Annotated in this window: 18 protein-coding genes and 1 riboswitch; of the genes, 2 read left to right on the top strand and 16 right to left on the bottom strand. The window is 74.7% G+C overall.

Annotated features, from left to right (window positions below; translation table 11 throughout):
• Positions 1 to 71: 71 nt before the first annotated feature.
• From FB554_RS07455 to def, 7 genes are all read right to left on the bottom strand, one after another.
• Entirely contained in the window at positions 72 to 770 is a 699-nt protein-coding gene (locus FB554_RS07455) for a nicotinamide mononucleotide transporter family protein (RefSeq protein WP_142005382.1), read from the bottom strand.
• Positions 767 to 1,378, bottom strand: coding sequence for a riboflavin synthase (locus FB554_RS07460; protein WP_142005383.1), 612 nt, complete (start codon positions 1,376 to 1,378; stop codon positions 767 to 769). The genes FB554_RS07455 and FB554_RS07460 overlap by 4 nt, the downstream gene beginning before the upstream one ends.
• The gene (ribD, locus tag FB554_RS07465; protein ID WP_142005384.1) at positions 1,378 to 2,448 is read right to left on the bottom strand and encodes a bifunctional diaminohydroxyphosphoribosylaminopyrimidine deaminase/5-amino-6-(5-phosphoribosylamino)uracil reductase RibD; all 1,071 of its coding nucleotides are present in this window, start codon (positions 2,446 to 2,448) and stop codon (positions 1,378 to 1,380) included. The genes FB554_RS07460 and ribD overlap by 1 nt, the downstream gene beginning before the upstream one ends.
• A 135-nt stretch (positions 2,449 to 2,583) precedes the next feature.
• Positions 2,584 to 2,710, bottom strand: a riboswitch (FMN riboswitch).
• Between the two features lie 329 nt (positions 2,711 to 3,039).
• Positions 3,040 to 3,696: a ribulose-phosphate 3-epimerase gene (rpe, locus tag FB554_RS07470; RefSeq protein WP_142005385.1), complete on the bottom strand. Its 657-nt coding sequence runs from the start codon at positions 3,694 to 3,696 to the stop codon at positions 3,040 to 3,042.
• A gap of 4 nt (positions 3,697 to 3,700) precedes the next feature.
• Complete coding sequence (locus FB554_RS07475; protein WP_142005386.1) at positions 3,701 to 5,305, bottom strand: RsmB/NOP family class I SAM-dependent RNA methyltransferase; 1,605 nt, start codon at positions 5,303 to 5,305, stop codon at positions 3,701 to 3,703.
• A complete protein-coding gene (gene fmt / locus FB554_RS07480) occupies positions 5,298 to 6,224 on the bottom strand; it encodes a methionyl-tRNA formyltransferase (protein WP_142007495.1) in 927 nt (308 codons plus the stop codon). Before fmt ends, FB554_RS07475 begins: the two co-directional genes overlap by 8 nt.
• Before the next feature lie 2 nt (positions 6,225 to 6,226).
• Positions 6,227 to 6,772: a peptide deformylase gene (def, locus tag FB554_RS07485; RefSeq protein ID WP_142005387.1), complete on the bottom strand. Its 546-nt coding sequence runs from the start codon at positions 6,770 to 6,772 to the stop codon at positions 6,227 to 6,229.
• A gap of 137 nt (positions 6,773 to 6,909) precedes the next feature.
• On the opposite strand from def, the gene FB554_RS07490 reads away from it, so the two are divergent.
• A complete protein-coding gene (locus FB554_RS07490; RefSeq protein WP_142005388.1) occupies positions 6,910 to 8,415 on the top strand; it encodes a helix-turn-helix domain-containing protein in 1,506 nt (501 codons plus the stop codon).
• Between the two features lie 308 nt (positions 8,416 to 8,723).
• Here FB554_RS07490 and FB554_RS07495 read toward each other — a convergent pair whose 3' ends face one another.
• From FB554_RS07495 to FB554_RS07530, 8 genes are all read right to left on the bottom strand, one after another.
• Positions 8,724 to 9,500, bottom strand: coding sequence for an HAD family hydrolase (locus tag FB554_RS07495; RefSeq protein WP_142005389.1), 777 nt, complete (start codon positions 9,498 to 9,500; stop codon positions 8,724 to 8,726).
• A gap of 178 nt (positions 9,501 to 9,678) precedes the next feature.
• Positions 9,679 to 11,958 carry a primosomal protein N' family DNA-binding protein gene (locus FB554_RS07500; RefSeq protein WP_142005390.1) on the bottom strand — a complete coding sequence of 760 codons (2,280 nt, stop codon included), beginning with the start codon at positions 11,956 to 11,958 and terminating at the stop codon, positions 9,679 to 9,681.
• Positions 11,959 to 12,029: 71 nt separating this feature from the next.
• Positions 12,030 to 13,250 carry a methionine adenosyltransferase gene (gene metK, locus FB554_RS07505; RefSeq protein WP_142005391.1) on the bottom strand — a complete coding sequence of 407 codons (1,221 nt, stop codon included), beginning with the start codon at positions 13,248 to 13,250 and terminating at the stop codon, positions 12,030 to 12,032.
• A gap of 89 nt (positions 13,251 to 13,339) precedes the next feature.
• Entirely contained in the window at positions 13,340 to 14,575 is a 1,236-nt protein-coding gene (gene coaBC / locus FB554_RS07510) for a bifunctional phosphopantothenoylcysteine decarboxylase/phosphopantothenate--cysteine ligase CoaBC (protein ID WP_142005392.1), read from the bottom strand.
• Between the two features lie 23 nt (positions 14,576 to 14,598).
• On the bottom strand, positions 14,599 to 14,862 hold the full coding sequence (gene rpoZ, locus FB554_RS07515) for a DNA-directed RNA polymerase subunit omega (RefSeq protein ID WP_142005393.1): 264 nt from the start codon (positions 14,860 to 14,862) through the stop codon (positions 14,599 to 14,601).
• An 8-nt stretch (positions 14,863 to 14,870) separates the two neighbouring features.
• The gene (gmk, locus tag FB554_RS07520) at positions 14,871 to 15,446 is read right to left on the bottom strand and encodes a guanylate kinase (protein ID WP_142005394.1); all 576 of its coding nucleotides are present in this window, start codon (positions 15,444 to 15,446) and stop codon (positions 14,871 to 14,873) included.
• Positions 15,447 to 15,449: 3 nt separating this feature from the next.
• On the bottom strand, positions 15,450 to 15,767 hold the full coding sequence (gene mihF, locus FB554_RS07525) for an integration host factor, actinobacterial type (RefSeq protein ID WP_142005395.1): 318 nt from the start codon (positions 15,765 to 15,767) through the stop codon (positions 15,450 to 15,452).
• A gap of 392 nt (positions 15,768 to 16,159) precedes the next feature.
• Positions 16,160 to 17,074, bottom strand: coding sequence for a hypothetical protein (locus FB554_RS07530; RefSeq protein WP_142005396.1), 915 nt, complete (start codon positions 17,072 to 17,074; stop codon positions 16,160 to 16,162).
• Between the two features lie 148 nt (positions 17,075 to 17,222).
• Here FB554_RS07530 and FB554_RS07535 point away from each other — a divergent pair, with 148 nt between their 5' ends.
• Positions 17,223 to 17,546, top strand: a complete 324-nt coding sequence (locus FB554_RS07535; protein ID WP_236022453.1) for a nucleoside triphosphate pyrophosphohydrolase family protein — start codon at positions 17,223 to 17,225, stop codon at positions 17,544 to 17,546.
• A 336-nt stretch (positions 17,547 to 17,882) separates the two neighbouring features.
• Here the strand turns inward: FB554_RS07535 and pyrF are convergent, their stop codons facing one another.
• A complete protein-coding gene (gene pyrF / locus FB554_RS07540; protein WP_142005398.1) occupies positions 17,883 to 18,755 on the bottom strand; it encodes an orotidine-5'-phosphate decarboxylase in 873 nt (290 codons plus the stop codon).
• Positions 18,756 to 18,795 lie beyond the last annotated feature (40 nt).

Raw genomic sequence — 18,795 nt, forward strand, 5'->3', positions numbered from 1 at the left:
GGCTCGCTCGTGCGCGGGGTTGTGGGTGCCGGGGTCGGCGGGTCGGGGGTCGATCGGATTCTCGAGACGGGTCATGCCAGCTGCTCCTCGGTGATCGGGTCGGGGCGTTCGGCGCGCGAGGCACGCAGCCACACGACGAAGCCGTAGATGACCAGGAAGGAATAGACGACGTACAGGACGGCGGAGGGGTAGAACTTCGAGTGCAGCAGCAGCGGCACCCCGACGAGGTCGACGCCGATCCAGGCCAGCCAGAAGTCGTTCCAGCCGCGGGCCATCGCGAACGTCGCGACGATCGAGCCCACGAAGATCCAGGCGTCGGCCCAGTAGTACCAGCGCGGCGCGGGCCAGCCGGCGCCGACCGCGGCGAAGACCCACTGGAAGACCAGTACGCCCGCGGCCCACGCGAGCAGGTAGCCCAGGCGCTCGCCCCGGGTCGCCCAGCGCGGGCTGATCGCGGGCGCGTCGGCACCGCGCAGCCGGCGGCTCTGCTGCCAGCGCCACCAGCCGTAGACCGAGGTGATGATGAAGAAGATCTGCCGCGCGGCCTGACCGAACAGCGTCTCCTGCTGCGGGTTGGAGAAGGCGACGCCGAAGAACACCGTGAACAGCAGGGCGTTGCCGACGATGCCGACCGGCCAGGCCCACACCCGGCGACGCAGCCCGCCGACGGCGGAGGCGAACCCGAACAGGTTGCCGATCAGCTCGCGCCACAGGATGTGCTGCCCGAAGACGGTCAGCTGGGCGTCGAACAGGGTCTCGAGCAGGTTCATGCGCTGGCCTCCTGGGCGGCGGGGTGCGCCACGAGGCGCTCGACGTACTTGGCCAGCACGTCGACCTCGACGTTGACCGGGTCACCGACCTGCGCGCGGCCGAGCGTGGTCAGCTCGAGCGTGGTCGGGATGAGCGACACCGCGAACGTGTCGTCGCCGAGGTGGGCGACGGTGAGCGAGACGCCGTCCAGGGTGATCGACCCCTGGGCGACGACGTAGCGCGCCAGGTGCGGCGGCAGCGTGAGCGTCACCACCTCCCAGTGCTCCCCCGGCTCACGGGCGACGACGGTCGCGGTGCCGTCGACGTGCCCCTGCACCACGTGGCCGCCGAACCGGCCGTTCGCCGGCATGGCGCGCTCGAGGTTGACGCGCGCGCCGGGCGCGAGCGTGGCGAGCGAGGTCAGCTCGAGGGTCTGGTTCATCACGTCGACGGTGAACCGGCCCTGCTCGGCCCCGGTCACGGTGAGACAGACGCCGTTGACCGCGATCGAGTCGCCGTGCCGCGCGTCGGTGGTCACGAGCGGGCCCTCCACCGTCAGCACGGCAGAGGTGTCGCGCCGCTCCAGCGCGGTGACGGTGCCGAGCTCCTCGACGATGCCGGTGAACATCAGTCCTCCTCGGGGACGGGGGTGGTGGGGTTCGTGCGGGCGGGCGCCGGACGCAGGGTGAGGCGTACGTCCTCGCCCAGCCGGGCGACGTCGGCCAGCTCGAGCCGCACGGCCTCGGCGATGGTCGCGACGCCGAGGTCGCCGACGAGCGCGGGGCCGGCGCCGAGCAGGGTGGGGGCGACGTAGGCGCGGACCTCGTCGATCGCCCCGGCCTGCAGCCACGCGGCCGCGAGGGTCGGACCACCTTCGAGCAGCACATGCCGAATCTGCTTGTCGTGCAACGGTTTCAGCGTGTCGAACGGATCCGGTGAGTCGACCTGCAGCCAGTGGTCGTCGGCGCGCACAGCCGCCCCGGCCGGCACCTCGCGGCGACCGACGACGACCCGCAGCGGCTGCCGCCCGACCGGTTCCCCGGCCTCGTCGCGCACGGTGAGCGCAGGATCGTCGGCCAGCGCGGTGCCGGTGCCGACGACGATCGCGCCGACCTCGGCGCGCAGCCGGTGCACGTCGCGCCGGGCCTGCGGGCCGGTGATCCAGCGGCTGGTGCCGTCGGCGGCCGCGACGCGCCCGTCGAGGGTCGCCCCGACCTTCCAGGTGACGAACGGCCGGCCGCTCGTCACGGCGGCGGTCCAGCGGCGGTTGAGCTCCTCGGCCGCTGTCAGCGGGTGGTGCTGCACGCGCACGCCGGCCGCGCGGAGCCGCTCGGCGCCGCCTGCGGCCTCGACCGTAGGGTCCGCGCCGGCGTAGACCACCCGGGCGACGCCGGCCGCGAGCAGCGCGTCCGCGCACGGCCCGGTGCGGCCGGTGTGCGCGCAGGGCTCGAGCGAGACGTACGCCGTCGTCCCCTCGGCGCGCCCGCCCGCCTCCCGCAGGGCGACGACCTCGGCGTGCGGGGTGCCGGCCCCGGCGTGGAACCCCTCGCCGACGACGACCCCGCCGGCATCGACCAGCAGCGCGCCGACGCGGGGGTTCGGATCGGCGCCGTCCGGACGGCCCTGCCGCGCGAGGTCGACGGCACGGCGCAGCCACGCCTCGTCGGCCGCGTGGAGGTCAACCGGCCCGCCGGTCATCTGGTCCGCTCCCTCGTGCTCGTCTCTCACGAGCTCCGGGGCGGTGGGTGAGCGAAGAACCGGCGACACGGTCGCCGGCGGTGCGACCGCGAAGGCGGACGTCACCACTCACCGGGTCGCCGACGTACGGCCACCCACGTGCGCCTCCCATCCGGACTTTCACCGTCGGTCCTGGAGTTCCACCAGGTCAACCGACCGCCGAGGCGATCGGGTCGCGGACTGTCACCGCCGGCTCAGAGTTTCACTGACCCCGGAGCACGTTCTTGCCCCAGCAGTATGCACGACGCCGCGGGGCGCGCGACACGGCGGCCCGGCTGCTGGAACGTGGATGCTGCAGCGTTGGTGCTGCAGCGTTGGCGCCTTGGTGCCGGGCGGGGGTACGCCCTACGCGCCAACCATCCGGCCTCGCAAGCTCGGCCTCCCGCCAGACCCATCCACGGCGCTACGGGCGCACCCCCACCCGGCCCGCACAGCCCGGCCACCCGCCAGACCCATCCACGGCGCTACGGGCGTACCCCCACCCGGCTCGCACAGCCCGGCCCCGCCCGGCCCGAACAGATCGGCTCGGGAAGGACCTGCGGCGCGGCCCGCTCAGTGCGCGCAGGCGTCGGCCAGCGCGCGCAGCTCGTCGATGGCCGCGGCGGCGTCGTCGGCGCCGTAGACCGCGGACCCGGCGACGAACACGTCGGCCCCGGCCTCGGCGCACTGCTCGATGGTGCGGGCGGAGACTCCCCCGTCGACCTGCACCCAGACCTCGCCGCCGCTGCGCCGCACGGCCTCGCGCACCTGCTGCACCTTGGGCAGCTGGTCGGCCATGAACGCCTGCCCGCCGAAGCCGGGCTCGACGGTCATCACGAGCACCATGTCCAGCTCGGGCAGCAGCTGCTCGTACGGCGCGAACGGCGTCGCCGGCTTCAGCGCCATCGCGGCGCGGGCGCCGTGGGCGCGCAGCTCGCGGGCCAGGCGCACCGGGTCGCGGGCCGCCTCGATGTGGAACGTCACCGACTGTGCCCCGGCCTCGGCGTAGGCGGGCGCCCAGCGGTCGGGGTCGTCGATCATCAGGTGGCAGTCCAGCGGCACCGGCGACACCCTCAGCAGGCTCTCCACGACCGGCAGCCCGAGCGTGAGGTTGGGCACGAAGTGGGCGTCCATCACGTCCACGTGCGCCCAGTCGGCGTTGCTGATGCGGTCGAGCTCGGCCGCCAGGTCGGCGAAGTCGGCCGACAGGATGCTCGGCGAGATCTGCATCGGGTCAGGAGTCCTCGGAGGTCGGGGCGTCGGGGCCGGTGGGCGGGGTCTTGCGCAGCAGCGCGAGGAACATGCTGTCGGTGCCGTGCAGGTGGGTCCACAGCTGCACGGTGGGTCCGTCGCCGAGGCCGTCGACCTGCCGGCCCTCGGCGTCGCGGAAGTACGTCCGCGCATCCACGAGCTCCACGTCGCCACGGCGCACCGCGTCGTCGACCACGACGCGGGTCTCGGCGGCGTGCGGGCTGCAGGTGGTGTACGCGATCAGCCCGCCCGGCCGCGTCGCGGCCACGGCGGAGGCGAGCAGCTCGCCCTGCAGCCGGGTCAGGTCGGGGACGTCGCCCAGCTGGCGGCGCCAGCGCGCGTCGGGCCGGCGGCGCAGCGCCCCCAGGCCGGTGCACGGCGCGTCGACCAGCACCCGGTCGAAGGCCTGCGGCTCCTCCTCGCCCAGGTCGCGCCCGTCGCCCACGCCCACCATGACCTCGATGCCGGCGTCGGTCGCGGCGCGCAGCGTCTGCTCGATCAGGTCGGCGCGGTGCTCGCTGATCTCGTTGGCGAACACGACCGCCCCCTGCTGGGCGCCGAGCGCGGCCAGCAGCGCGGTCTTGCCGCCGGGCCCGGCGCACAGGTCGAGCCAGCGCTCCTCGGAGCCGTCCGTGTCGAGGTCGCCGCCGGCGGCGCCGACCGCGGGCGAGGCGTCGTCCGCCGGGTCGACCGGCGCGGCGGCCAGCGCCAGGGCGAGCAGCTGCGAGCCCTCGTCCTGCACGGCGGCCCGGGTCTGGCGCACCGCCGGGATCGCGCCCGGGTCGCCGCTCTCCAGCCGCGCCCCCACGGGCGACAGCGCCGACGCCTCGGCGCCCGCCTCGACCAGCTCGGCCACGTCGCTGAGCCCGGGCCGGGCGACCAGCGCGACGGCGGCGGGGTCGTTGTGGGCGGCGAGCAGACGCACGAGATCGCCGTCGACCGACTCCTCGGTGCTCGCTCCGTGCGCGAGCAGGGCGGTGCGCAGCGCCCGGACCTCCCACGCGGGGTGGGAGAACTCCACGGCCAGCGCCTCGTCGCGGTCGCGCCCGGCGGTGACCTCGGCGACCCAGCTCTCGCGCGGGCGCTCGCTCACCCGGCGCAGCACCGCGTTGACGAAGCCCGCCGCGCCCGCGCCGTTGACCGAGCGGGCCAGCGCCACGGTCTCGGACGCGGCGGCGTGCGAGGCCACCCGCATGCCGAGCAGCTGGTGCACCCCGAGCCGCAGCGTGTCGAGCACGGGAGGGTCGATCTCGGTGGCGGGCCGGCCGGCCGCGATCTCGATGATCGGGTCGTAGAGCCCGCGCATGCGCACGGTGCCGTAGGCCAGCTCGGTCGCGAACGCCGCGTCGCGGCCGTGCACGCCCGCGCTGCGCAGGATGCGGGGCAGCTCGAGGTTGGCGTAGGCGCCCCGGTCGACCGCGCGCAGCACGTCGTACGCCGCCCGCCGGGCCGGGTCGGCCGCGCGCCGGCGGTCGGCCGGCCGCAGCGCGGAACGCTGCCGCCTCGGGTCGCGCCGCGACTGCGGACGCTGCCGCCCCTTGTCGTCGCGGTAGGAGTTGTCGCGACGGGAATCGCGCTCGTCAGCCACCCAGCACCTCACCCTCGTCGACGCGCACGCCGCGCGCCCAGTCCGCGGCCGCCATGGCCTTCTTGCCCTGCGGCTGAACCGTGCCCAGGCGCAGGTCGCCCGCGCCAGACCCGACCAGCACCTCACGCTTGCCGGCGCGCAGCCGGCCCGGTCGCAGCTCGCTGGTGCCGGCGACCTCGACCGGCTGCAGCTTCAGCCGCTCGCCGCGGAACGTGGTCCACGCGCCCGGCGCGGGCGTGCACGCACGAACTCGACGGTCGATCGCGAATCCTGGCTGTTTCCAGTCGATCTCGCCGTCCGACGTGACGAGCTTGGGAGCCTCGCTCACCCCGTCGGCCGGCTGCGGCACGGGGATCACGGTGCCGTCGTCGAGGGCATCGAGGGTCGCCACGAGCAGACCTGCGCCCGCCGTCGAGAGCCGCCCGAGCAGGTCGCCGCTGGTGTCGCGCGGGCGCACCTGCTCGGTCATCGTGCCGAGCACCGGGCCGGTGTCGAGGCCCTCCTCCAGCAGGAAGGTGGTGGCCCCGGTGACCTCGTCACCGTGCAGCACCGCGTGCTGCACCGGGGCGGCGCCGCGCCAGGCCGGAAGCAGCGAGAAGTGCAGGTTGACCCAGCCCAGGCGCGGCAGGTCGAGCGCGGCCCGCGGCACCAGCGCGCCGTAGGCCACGACCGGGCACACGTCGGGGGCGATGTGTCCGAGCGCCTCGAGGAACTCCGGCTCGGACGGGCGGCGCGGCGTCAGCACGGGCAGCCCCCGCTCCTCGGCGAGCGCGCGCACCGGCGACACGGACGTACGTCTGCCGCGCCCCGCGCGCGCGTCGGGCCGGGTGACCACGGCCGCGACCTCGTGCCGCGAGGCGAGCAGCGCCTCGAGCGCCGGGACCGCGACCTGGGGCGTGCCGGCGAAGACCAGCCGCAGGCTCACATCGCCCTCCCGTAGGTCGGGTGCGGGCTCTGCCGCACGATCGGACCGGGCTGGCCGGCCCACTCGGCGAACCGGATCTCCTTCAGCGCCAGGCGGCGCTGCTCGGGGTCGAGGCGGTCGATGAACAGGATCCCGTCGAGATGGTCGGTCTCGTGCTGCAGGCAGCGCGCCAGCCGGTCGGTGCCCTCGATGGTGACCGGCTCGCCGTACATGGAAAAGCCGCGCGCGACGGTGCGGAACGGGCGCGGGGTGTCGATGACCACGTCAGGGATCGACAGGCATCCCTCGGGGCCGCAGATCTGCTCGCCGCTGAGCTCCAGCCGCGGGTTGACCAGGTGACCGACGCCGTCGGGGCCGAGATAGGTGAACACCCGCAGCCCCACCCCCAGCTGCGGCGCGGCGAGGCCGACGCCGGGCGCGTCGAGCATGGTGTCCTCGAGGTCGCGCACCAGCTGGCGCAGCTCGCGGTCGAACGTCGTGACCTCCACGGCGGGCGTGCGCAGCACGGGGTCACCGAGGAGGCGGATGGGCTGGATCGGCACGGAGTCCTCACGGTGCTGACGATGCGGTGACCACACCCTAGTGCTGCCCTGTTCGGCCAATCCGGTCACGTCGCGCCCCGCCCCGTCCTACTTTCTTCAAGGGGCTCGGTGAGGGATGCCGGGCTGAGGGAGGATCTATGGCGCCCGCAGCGGGACGGCCGACGCGGATCACGACCGATCGGGGCGGGGTGACAGGCGGTCGGCTCGACCTGCGCGCACGCATGGCGTGGCTGGCCCGCACCGTCCGGTGCGCGTCCGGCGACCCGGGCAACCAGCGGCAGGTCGACTTCGCGCGCCGGCTCACCGAGCGCGGCGTCAACGCCAGCAACTCCCGGATCTCGATGTGGGAGAACGGCCACCAGGCGATGTCGCTGGAGGTCATGGGCGGCTACGAGCGGGTGCTCGACCTGACCCCCGCGCTGCTGCAGGCCACCGCGACCGCCCTGTCCCGGGGCGTACGTCGGCGCGGGCGGCTGCCCATCGCCGAGCCGCGCGGCGAGATCTCCCAGCTCGAGGGGCAGCGCCGCCTCGACGCGGTCTACGACGCGGCGATGCGCGGCACCTGCGTCGGCTCCGACTGGTTCGCGCTGGCGGCCTACTGGAACCGGGTCCCGACCGCGATGACGCCGGTGGCCATCGTGCGCCAGCTGATGCTCGTGCTCGTCGACGAGGTCGCCCGCGCCGTCGGGCCGGCGTACACCACGCGCTACCAGGCGCTCGGCATGGTCATCGACCACCCGGTCTACTCCCCCATCGCCGTCGAGACGATCCACGACTACGCCGTCGAGACCGGTGTCGACTCGGTGATGGACGTGCTCGGCGCGTTGGGCGAGTGCCAACCCAACATCGCCGTCACCCGCGAGCTCATCTCGCTGGCCCGCACCGGGAACGGCCGGGTGCGCGCCGGCGCCGTCTACGCGCTCGAGACGTCGATGCTGCTGCGGGTGCTGCCGCAGGAGGCGCTCCCGCACGTGCAGCGGCTGACCCAGATGCTGCGCGCCGGCTCGGTGCAGGACCTGCGGCTGGCCGAGCGGCTGGTGCGTCAGCTGATCGAGCTGGGCGTGGTCGAGCGGCCCTCGCGGGTGCCACGCCCGGCTCCCGACCGGCGCGCCACCTCGAAGGTCGTGGCGCAGTACGTCACCCGCGCCCGCGAGGCCACCGGACTCCCGCAGGACCCGGTGCTGGTCAACCTGCTGGAGGAGGCGCACGGCCACGACCACCACCAGTACCGCCACCACGTCGCGCTGCTGCTCATGGCCTCGCCCTACCGCCCCGCGCTCGCCGACCACGCCCTCACCGTCGCGCTCTCCGGGCCGACCGGGCACGAGGCCTACTGCGCCGCCTGGCTGCTCACCTACCTCGCGCACCCCGAGCAGGACGCCGCCCTGCTCGCCGCGATCGCGAACGGCCCCGAGTCGCTGCGCTCGACCCTGCTCATGGCACGCACCCACGCGAGCCCCCTCCCGCCCGAGGTCGACCTGGTCGCGCTGCAGCCCGACACCTCCTCGGAGAGCCCGCTGGTCTACGCCGCCGGCATGTCGCAGCACCCGCTGCTCGCCACCTGGGCCGGCCAGAACAAGAACCCCTCGCTGCGCGAGCGCGCCCAGTGGTGGCAACGGCACGGCGGCGCCGTGCGCGAGTGAGCGGCGCACGCGCAGGCGGACCTCCGCGAGAACGTACGAGCGCCGCACCAGCGCACCCACCGCACCCTCCGGCGGACCACCGCCGAACCGTGCGCCCCACCGCACCCTCCGGCGGACCACCGCGACAACGTACGACCGCCGCACCAGCGCACCCACCGCACCCTCAGGCGGACCTCCGCCGAACCGTGCGCCCCACCGCACCCTCCGGCGGACCTCCGCGAGAACGTACGAGCGCCGCACCAGCGCACCTTCCGGCGGACCTCCGCCCCACCGCACCCCTCGGCGGACCACCGCGGGGGCGTGCGCGGCTACTGCGGGAGGTCGAGGCCGCGGGCGCGCAGGTCCTCGCGCAGGTGGCCGGGCCCGGTGAACAGGATGGCGTCCAGGCCGGCCTCCTCGGCGGCCTGCACGTTGGCCGGGGAGTCGTCGACGAAGATCGCGTCGTCGAGGCTGCCGAGGTGGCGCATCCGCTCGCCGAGGATCTGGAAGATCTCGGCGTCGGGCTTGGCTACGCCCTCCTCGCCGGAGACGACGATGTCCTCGAACAGGTCGAGGAAGTCGAAGCGGTCGAGCGCCGCCGGGAACAGCTCGGCCGACCAGTTCGTCAGGGCGACGACCGGTACGCCCGAGGCGTGCACGTCGCGCAGCACCGCCACGGTGTCGTCGATGGCGCTGACCAGGGAGGCGTCGAAGTTGGCGCGGTAGCCCGCGATCTCCTCGGCGAGCTCGGGGTGGCGCTCGATGGCGGCCGCCTCGGCCTCGGCCCAGGGGCGGCCGGCGTCCTGCTCGTGGTTCCACCGGGCGAAGTCGAACTCCGGGTTCGCCAGGAACGCCGCAGCCCGCTCCTCCCCGACAGCCGCGGCGACGGCGGCCATCGGGTCCCAGCGGATCAGCACGTTGCCGAGGTCGAACACCACCGCGTCGACCGCGCTCGGCGCCAGTCGCGGGTCCTGCAGCAGCTCGTCGCCCGTCGGGTCGTTCGAGGTGGGGTTGTACGTCGTCGGCTCGGGCGTCGAGGTGTCGTCCTGCGCAGCGTCGGTGCTCGTGCTGCGCAGGTGGTCGCTGTGCTGGCGGTCAGCGGGCATGGCCCCACCCAATCAGGCGGGTCGACCCCGGCCTGGCTCGCCCCCGTCCCGCGCCCGGCACCCACACGCCCCGTCCCGCTCGTGCCGGACCACCCGTGCCGCGCCACCCCTGCCGCGCCACCCCTGCCGCGCCACCCGTGCCGCGGCGTCCCGTTGTCGCGTCGGGCGCGGCCGCACCTCACAGCCACTTCGGGTCCGGGTCCACCCGGATCTGCAGGCTCCCCGACTCCTTGCGGGCGCTACGGGTCGCGCGCAGCTCGCGCAGCAACCGGGCTGCGGCGGCACCACTCGCCGGATCGGTGCGCAGCAGCGCACGGACGGCCGCACCGCCACCACCGCCACCACCAACACCAGCACCACCACCGGCGCCGACAGCACTGCCAGCAGCACCACCGGCCGCGTCATCGCCCCCGGCCCGCTCGACGTCACCACCAGCGCCACCACCGCTGCCACCGGGTGCACCGCCGCCACCAGCCGCACCGCCGCCACCCGCCGTACCGCCGTCACCCCGCACCCCCGGCAGCTCCAGCGGACCGATCACCTCCAGCTCGATCTCGGCACGCTCGCGCGCCCCCTGCTGCAGCGACTCCAACGCCGCCTGCACGACCCTGCGGGGGCCGGACAGCATGGCCATCCAGACCGCCGGGGGTTGCTGCAGCGCGCGGCGGTCGGCCAGCTCGCGCTCGGCGAGCCACGCCGGGGCGCTGCGCACCAGCGCCTCGACCGCGGGGACCGTCGCGTGCGCGGGGGCGCCGGCCAGCACCACCGCTCCCCCGCGGTCACGGGGGCGGGTCAGCGCGGCGGCCGACGTCCAGCGCCGGAACGCCTCGCTGGAGGCGTCGAGCGCCGGACGGTCCAGCAGCGCCCAGGCGTCGAGCAGCAGCGTCGCGGCATAGCCGGACGCCGCCACCGGCTCGGCGCCCGGGGTGCTGACCACGAGCGCGGGACGTTCGCCGACCTCGGGCGACTCGACGTCGCCTCCGGCCCGCAGCACCGGGACGCCGGGGAAGGCCCGGCCCAGCTCCTCGGCGGTGCGCGCGGACCCGACGACGGTCGAGCGCAGCGCGGTGTCGCCGCAGGTCGGGCACTCGCGCCGGCCGGGGTTGCGACCGCACCAGCGGCAGTGCGGCTGCTCGTCGGTGGCCGACAGCACGAGCGGGCCGCCGCACGTGGGGCAGCGCGCCGGGCGGCGGCAGGTGCGGCAGGCCAGCGCCGGCAGATATCCCCGCCGCGGCACCTGCACCAGCACCGGCCCGTGCTCGAGCGCCCGCTTGGCGGTCTGCCAGGCGGCGGTCGGCAGATGCGCGCGCGCCGCCGGACCGTGCCGCTCGACGTCGAGATCTTCGCCTGCGACCCGCACCGGTGGCCCGAGGCGACTGCCCCGCGGCGGCTCGACGGCCCGCACCGAGCCCGCCTCGAGCCACGCCTGCACCGGCACCGAGCGGCTGTGCCCGCCCAGCACCAGCGCGGCCCCGGACTGCTCGGCCCGCAGCCGCAGCACCTCGCGGGCGTGCGGGTAGGGGGCGCGCGGCTCGTCGAACGCGTCGTCACCGTCGTCCCAGCAGGCCACCAGCCCCAGGTCGTGCACCGGCGCGAACGCCGCGGCCCGGGTGCCGATCACGCAGCGCACGTGGCCGCGCAGCACCTTGAGCCAGGCGGTGTAGCGCGCCTGGGCGCCCTGGTCGGCGGTGAGCGCGACGTGCTGCCCCGCGCCCAGCTGCGCCCGCAGCGCCGCGTCGAGCCGCGCCACGTCGCGCCCGTCGGGCACCAGCACCAGCACGCCCCGGCCGGCGGCCAGCGCGGCGTGCGCCAGCTCGGCCAGGCAGGCCGGCCAGTCGCGTGGGTCGGCGGGGTCCTCCGGGTCGGGCGCCCCCGGGGCGCAGGTCCAGCTCGCCGCCGGCGCGCCGCCCTCGGCGACCCGCCGCAGCAGCGCCGGACCCGCGGGATAACCGGCCCAGCGCACCGGCTCGGACGGCTCCAGCGCCGGTGGCTCACCCTCCGCAGCGAGCGCCTGCTCGGCGCGCGCGTGCCGCGGCGGCACGGCGAGGCGCAGCACATCCCCCACCGTGCCGGCGTAGCGCTCGGCCACCGCGGTGGCCAGCCGCAGCAGCTGCGGGGTGAGCACCGGCTCGGGGCTGACCACCCGCCGCAGCGGCGCGAGCCGGCCCTCGTGCTCGGCGTCGGACCGCCGCTCCACGACGAAGCCCCCGACGTCCTGCCCGGCGAAGCGGACCTTGACCCGGGCCCCGGGCACGGCGACGTCGCTCAGGTCGGCGAGGACGGCGTACTCGAACGGGCGGTCGAGGTGCGCGAGCCCGGTGTCGACGAGCACGGCGGCCACCGGGTCGACCTCGGCGAGCGTCACGCCGGACGTGGGCCGCGGCGGTCGGCGCGGGGCAGACGCGACCGGCAGGGCCAGCTGCTGCTGACCCTGCCGGTCGTCGTCGTTCGTGCTCACCCGGACGTTCTACCGCCTGCCACCGACAGGGCCCGTCAGGGGTGGTGCCTCGGGGGCGCCGTCGGGCTCGGTCAGCCCTTGACGGCCTTCTGCAGCGCCTCGACCTTGTCGGTGCGCTCCCACGGGAAGGCGCCCTCGACGCCCTCGGCGCTGGTGCGCCCGAAGTGGCCGTACGCCGCCGTCGGCTTGTAGATCGGGCGCAGCAGGTCCAGCTCGTGGATCAGCGCGGCCGGCCGCAGGTCGAACACCGACGTGATGGCCTGCTGGATCTTCTCCAGCGGGGCGGTCTCGGTGCCGAAGCACTCGACGTACAGACCCACCGGCTGCGCCTTGCCGATGGCATAGGCGACCTGCACCTCGCAGCGGCGCGCGAGGCCGGCCGCGACGACGTTCTTGGCGACCCAGCGCATGGTGTACGCCGCGGACCGGTCGACCTTCGAGGGGTCCTTGCCCGAGAACGCACCGCCGCCGTGACGGGCCATGCCGCCGTAGGTGTCGACGATGATCTTGCGGCCGGTGAGGCCGGCGTCGCCCATCGGGCCACCGATCACGAACTTGCCGGTGGGGTTGATGAACTTGTTGTAGTCGCTGGTGTCCAGCTCGACACCGCTGGAGGCGAGCTCCTCCAGCACCGGCGAGAACACGTGCTTCTCGATGTCGGGGGCGAGCATCGAGTCCAGGTTGATGTCCTCGGCGTGCTGGGTCGAGAGCACCACGGCGTCCAGCTTGACCGCCTTGTCACCTTCGTACGCGATCGTCACCTGGGTCTTCCCGTCCGGACGCAGGTAGGGCAGCGTGCCGTCGTTGCGCACCTGGGTGAGCCGCTCGGACAGGCGGTGCGCCAGGTGGATCGGCAGCGGCATCAGCTCGGCGGTGTCGTCGCAGGCGTAGCCGAACATCAGGCCCTGGTCGCCGGCGCCCTGGGCGTCCAGCGGGTCCTCGTTGGACCCGGTGCGGTGCTCGTGGGCGGTGTTCACGCCCTGGGCGATGTCGGGCGACTGCTGCCCGATGGAGATCGACACGCCGCAGGAGTGGCCGTCGTAGCCCTTGGCCGAGGAGTCGTAGCCGATGCCCACGATCGTGTCGCGCACGATCTGCGCGATCGGCACGTAGCCGGTGGTGCTGACCTCGCCGGCCACGTGGGCCAGGCCGGTGGTGACCATGGTCTCCACCGCCACCCGAGCCGTGGGGTCCTGGACGAGCATCGCGTCGAGGATCGAGTCGCTGATCTGGTCGCAGATCTTGTCGGGGTGGCCCTCGGTGACGGACTCGGACGTGAAGAGACGTGCCACGGAAACTCCTGTTCGGTGTGCAGCGGCTGCTGGCTTCAGGGCGTGCCCGGGCGCGGTCGAACCGCCGCCGGGCGCGTTGGCTCGTGAGTCTAGGGCGCGGCGCGCATCGCCACGACGGCGTCCCACACCGCGGCGGCGACGGCCGACTTGTCGGCCGGACCGACGGTGCGTACGTCCTCGCTGCCTCGGCGCAGCAGGTGCACCGTGCTGATGTCCTGGCCGAACGTCACCCCCTCGCCGACCTCGTTGGCGACGAGCAGGTCGCAGCCCTTGCGCTCGAGCTTCTCGCGGGCGTAGCTGAGCAGGTCGCCGTGCTCGTCGCCCGTCTCGGCGGCGAACCCGACGATGACCGGCGCGCTCGCCGGCCCGCGCTGCTGCACCAGCTCGACGAGGATGTCGGGGTTGCGCACCAGCTCGATGGTCGGGGCGGCGTCGGGGTCGGCCGGGTCGTGGGTCTTCTTGATCTTCGACGTCGCGCGCTCCGCCGGCCGGAAGTCGGCCACGGCGGCCGCCATCACGACCGCGTCGGCGCCCGCGGCCCGGGCGAGCATCGCGTCGCGCAGCTCCAGGGCCGACTCGACCGTGACCACCTCGACCCCGGGGGGCGCGGGGCGCTCGGTGGTCGAGACCAGGGTCACCCGGGCGCCGCGCGCGGCGGCGTCGGCGGCGAGGGCGTACCCCTGCTTGCCGCTGGAGCGGTTGCCGAGGTAACGCACCGGATCGAGCGCCTCGCGGGTGCCTCCCGCCGAGATCAGCACGTGGCAGCCGGACAGGTCGCCGGTCGCGCCCGGCCGCGCCTGGTCGCCGACGGCCGCGAGGGCGTACGCCGCGATCTCGTCGGGCTCGGCCAGGCGCCCGGGACCGGAGTCGGCGCCGGTGAGGCGGCCGCTCGCGGGGTCCATCACGTGCACGCCGCGCTCGCGCAGCGTCGCCACGTTGGCCTGGGTGGCCGGGTGCAGCCACATCTCGGTGTGCATCGCCGGGGCGAGCACGACCGGGCAGCGCGCCGTCAGCAGGGTGTTGGTGAGCAGGTCGTCGGCCATGCCGTGCGCGGCCTTGGCGAGGACGTCGGCGGTGGCCGGGGCCACCACGACGAGGTCGGCCGACTGGCCGAGCCGCACGTGCGGCACCTCGTGGACCTGCTCGAACACCTCGTGCTGCGCGGGCCGGCCGGACAGCGCCGCCCAGGTGGCCTCGCCGACGAAGTTCAGCGACGCCGCCGTGGGAACGACGGTGACGTCGTGCCCGGACTCGGTGAACCGGCGCAGCAGCGAGCAGGCCTTGTAGGCAGCGATGCCGCCGCTGACGCCGAGGACGATGCGCATGGGGTGGCAGGCCGAGCCGAGGCTCAGGCTTCCTGGCGCTCCATGGTCAGCAGGCGGTCGTTGATCTCGCGCAGCGCGACCGACAGCGGCTTGTCGTTGACCTGGGAGTCGACCAGCGGGCCGACGTACTCCAGCAGCCCCTCGGACAGCTGGGAGTAGTAGGCGTTGATCTGCCGCGCGCGCTTGGCGGAGTAGATGACCAGGGCGTACTTGCTGTCGGCGACCTCGAGCAGGTCGTCGATCGGCGGGTTGGTGATGCCCTCGGGGGCGGCCTTCGTTCCAGACACAGGCGTGCTCAGCTCTCGTTGATCGCGGGGTTTCGCATCAATGATACGAGTTCTTCGGCTGCGCGCCGAACGTCGTCGTTGACGATGGTGGTGTCGAACTCCGGCTGGGCCGCCAGCTCCTCGCGCGCGGTGCGCAGCCGCACCTCGCGCTCCTCGGCGCTCTCGGTGCCGCGGCCGACGAGCCGGCGCACCAGCTCCTCCCAGCTGGGCGGGGCCAGGAAGACGAGGTACGCCTCGGGCATCCGGGCGCGCACCTGCCGCGCCCCCTGCAGGTCGATCTCCAGCAACGGCAGCCGGCCGGAGGCGATGGCGTCGAGGACGGGCTGGCGCGGCGTGCCGTACGACGCGCGGCCGTGCACGACCGCCGACTCCAGCAGCTGCCCCTCCCGGTCGAGGCGCTCGAACTCGGCGTCGGTGACGAAGTGGTAGTGGACGCCGTCGACCTCACCGGGGCGTGGCCGGCGGGTGGTCAGCGACACCGACAGCCAGACCTCGGGGAAGTTGTCGCGGATGTAGGCGGCGACGGTGCCCTTGCCCACCGCGGTCGGGCCGGCGAGCACGACGAGGGGATGACGCGCGTTCACGGGTCAGTTCTGCTCGAACCGCTCGATGAGCGCCGCGGCCTGGTTGGCGCCGATGCCGCGCACGCGCCGGGACTCCGAGATGCCGATGTCGGCCATGATCTGGCGCGCCCGCACCCGACCCACGCCGGGCATCGACTCCAGCAGCGCCGACACCTTCATCTTGCCGATGACCTCGTCGGTCTTGCCGGCCTCGATGACCTCGCGCAGCGAACCCTGGGCGTACTTCAGCCGGTTCTTGACCGCCGCGCGCTCCCGCCGCACCCGAGCCGCCTTGGCCAGCGCCTCCGCGCGTTGCTCGGGGGTGAGCGGAGGTAGGGCCACGGGATCTCCTCGGTCGGGCACGGCTGCCACCCCGGCAGACGGGTGGGCGGGCGGTTCTGAGTGAACCTAGCGAGTCGCCGGGGCGGTCGGCAACGCGGGGAGCGCACGCTGCGGCGGAGGACCGCGAAGGCGTGGGAGCCCGGCGCCCGCACCCTCCGGCGGACCACCGCCGAACCGTGCGCCCTGGCGCACCATGCAGCGGAGGACCGCGAAGGCGTACGAGCCCCGCGCACGCACCCTCCGGCGGACCACCGCCGAACCGTGCGCCCTGCCGCACCATGCAGCGGAGGACCGCGAGACCGTACGCCTGCCGCACCCCCTTGCGGTCCACCGCCGACCCGTGCGCCCTGGCGCACCCTCTATCGGAGGACCGCGAAGGCGTACGGCCCGTCTCAGCCGGCCCTGGTCGCCCGCCGCTCGAACAGCCAGTACGCCTCGCGCACCTGCGCCATCAGCTCCGCCTCGTGCAGTCGCAGGCCGAGCACCGGCAGCCGCAGCGTCGAGTCACCACCGATGAGCAGGGCGTTCTGCCGCAGTGCGTCGTCGACCGGCCCGAGACCCAGGTGGTGCTGCACCCCGTCGATCTCGACGCCGAGCCCGTTGTCCCAGTGCGCATCCCGCACGGCGCGGCCGCCCGGCAGCTCGCGCACGACCTGCAGGCTCGGTGGCGGGATCCGATAGCGCTCGCACAGCCGCGCGAAGTCCAGCTCCCCCAGGGCCTGCACCCCACGGGCGACGTCTCCCACCACGGTCGCGATGAACGCCCGACGCCAGTGCGGCTTCATCTCGGCCACCAACGCCGGAAGCTCCTCCACCCGAACCAGCCGCTGCTGGGCGGTCATGACGAGCAGCAGTGCAGCCTGCCGGTCCGACGCCGCCCACTCCGCGGCGCGGATCAGCGCGACGTCGGGTCGCACGCGGGGCAACCCCTCGAGCAGCTCCCCGGCGCGCCGCGACGCGATGCCCCGGATGTCGACCTGCGGCACCTCGGGTCGGTGGTAGTGACCGGGCAGCGAAACCGTGGGCCGGCGGCCGGCGTCGAACCCCGTCAGGCCCGCGTGCACCAACGCGGTGACCCCGTCGATCGCCGCGCCGGCGCCGCACTCGAACACCGCGGTCCACCGCTCCCCCAGCGCGCCGATGGCGCCGTTCGTGGTCGCGACGGTGTGCCGCCCTCGGGTGCTCCACCGGCCCGCCGTCACCTGGTTGCGCACCCGCCAACGGTCCGCCCCGAGACTGCGCAGCTGACGCCGGTGCAGCACGTCGCCCTGCTGCGCAGCCAGAGCGGCGATCGCCTCCATGTCCATGCCGGCACGCTGCCCGCGCAGCTCGAACCCGGGAAGCCCAGGCCGCAGCCTGTGGACACCGCAGCTCGTCACGACAGGGTTGTGCACGACCAGCCCGAACCGGCACGTACGTCCGCGCGACCCCGGTCGCTACCGTCGCCGCGTGCAGATGGACGAGTACCAGCAGGCTGCCTTGCGCACCGCCGCGCCGAAGGACAAGAAGAACGAGCTGCTCCACCTCGTACTGGGGCTGGTCGGCGAGAGCGGAGAGATCGCCGAGAAGTTCAAGAAGTGGGTCCGTGACCTCGACAGCGACGAGGCCGCCATCGACCGCGACGACATCAAGCAGGAGCTCGGCGACGTGCTGTGGTACACCGCCGTGCTCGCCGACTACCTCGGCCTGCGCCTCGAGGACGTGGCGCAGGCCAACGTCGACAAGCTCGCCAGTAGGCAGGCGCGCGGGGTGCTCGGCGGCAGCGGGGACCAGCGCTAGGCCGCACCCGGCGCACCCTCCAGCGGAGGACCGCGAAGGCGTACCAGCCCCGCGCCGCACCCTCTGGCGGACCACCGCCGACCCGTGCGCCCTGCCGCACCCTGTAGCGGAGGACCGCGAAGGCGTACGAGCCCCGCGCAGCAGCCCCTCACCCCCTGGCGGACCACCGCCGACCCGTGCGCCCTGCCGCACCCTGTAGCGGAGGACCGCGAGGGCGTACGCCCGCCGCACCCCCTCACCCCCCGGCGGACCACCGCCGACCCGTGCGCCCTGCCGCACCCTGTAGCGGAGGACCGCGAGACCGTACGCCCGCCGCACCCCCGCACCCCCGGCGCCTCAGCCCCCCGCGAGCTCGGCGGCCTGCTGGCGCACCGCCGCGCGCAGGCCCGCGGGTGCCGGGCCGGCGGCGAGGATGCCCCGCGACGACGACGGCAGCACCAGCGGGAGGGCCGGGCCGAAGCCGCGCGCGATGTCGCCCGCGTCAGCGCCCTGCGCGCCCAGCCCCGGAGCCAGCAGCGGCGCTCGCGAGTCGGCCAGCGCCTGGGCGAGCCCCAGGTCGGCGATGTCCTTGCCGACGGTCGCGCCGACGACCATGCCGGTGCTCCCGAACCGGCCGGAGCCGCCGCCCTCGGCGTTGCGCTCGGCCACGGCCGACACGATCTCCTCGGCCACGGTCACGCCGCCCTCCCCTGCGGCATCCGCCGCGACCCGCGCGTGCTGCACCTGCGCGCCCTCGGGGTTCGACGTCATCGCGAGCACGAACACGCCTCGCCCAGTTGCGTCCGCGAGCTCGAAAGCCGGTGCGAGAGAACCGAATCCGAGGAACGGGCTGACGGTGATGGCGTCGGCGGCGAGCGGCGACCCGTCGGACAGGTACGCCTCGGCGTAGGCCGCCATCGTCGACCCCACGTCGCCGCGCTTCACGTCCAGCAGGCTCAGCACCCCGACCTCGCGCAGCATCGCCAGCACGTGCTCGAGCACCGCGACGCCGGCCGAGCCGTGCCGCTCGAAGAACGCCGACTGCGGCTTCGCGATCGCGACCTGCCCGGCCAGCGCCTCGACCACCGTGTCGCCGAACCGCCGCAACCCCTCGACGTCGTCGTCCAGCCCCCACCGGTGCAGCAGCTGCGGGTGCGGGTCGATGCCGACGCACAGCGGACCGTACGCCGTCACGGCCTCCTCGAGTCGGTCGCCGAACGTGGTGCTCATCTCGTGCCTCTCGTCATTCGTCGTGCGTCAAGCGTGCGTC

This window comes from Barrientosiimonas humi (genome assembly GCF_006716095.1).
GTDB lineage: Bacteria > Actinomycetota > Actinomycetes > Actinomycetales > Dermatophilaceae > Barrientosiimonas > Barrientosiimonas humi.

Bases quoted from the DNA above. Each gene is read 5' to 3' on its own strand.
- FB554_RS07495 (WP_142005389.1), bottom strand. From the start codon at position 9,500: ATGCCCGCTGACCGCCAGCACAGCGACCACCTGCGCAGCACGAGCACC.
- FB554_RS07530 (WP_142005396.1), bottom strand. From the start codon at position 17,074: ATGGACATGGAGGCGATCGCCGCTCTGGCTGCGCAGCAGGGCGACGTG.
- coaBC (WP_142005392.1), bottom strand. From the start codon at position 14,575: ATGCGCATCGTCCTCGGCGTCAGCGGCGGCATCGCTGCCTACAAGGCC.
- ribD (WP_142005384.1), bottom strand. From the start codon at position 2,448: ATGACCGGCGGGCCGGTTGACCTCCACGCGGCCGACGAGGCGTGGCTG.
- FB554_RS07455 (WP_142005382.1), bottom strand. From the start codon at position 770: ATGAACCTGCTCGAGACCCTGTTCGACGCCCAGCTGACCGTCTTCGGG.
- FB554_RS07460 (WP_142005383.1), bottom strand. From the start codon at position 1,378: ATGTTCACCGGCATCGTCGAGGAGCTCGGCACCGTCACCGCGCTGGAG.
- rpe (WP_142005385.1), bottom strand. From the start codon at position 3,696: ATGCAGATCTCGCCGAGCATCCTGTCGGCCGACTTCGCCGACCTGGCG.
- FB554_RS07490 (WP_142005388.1), top strand. From the start codon at position 6,910: ATGGCGCCCGCAGCGGGACGGCCGACGCGGATCACGACCGATCGGGGC.
- pyrF (WP_142005398.1), bottom strand. From the start codon at position 18,755: ATGAGCACCACGTTCGGCGACCGACTCGAGGAGGCCGTGACGGCGTAC.
- FB554_RS07535 (WP_236022453.1), top strand. From the start codon at position 17,223: ATGGACGAGTACCAGCAGGCTGCCTTGCGCACCGCCGCGCCGAAGGAC.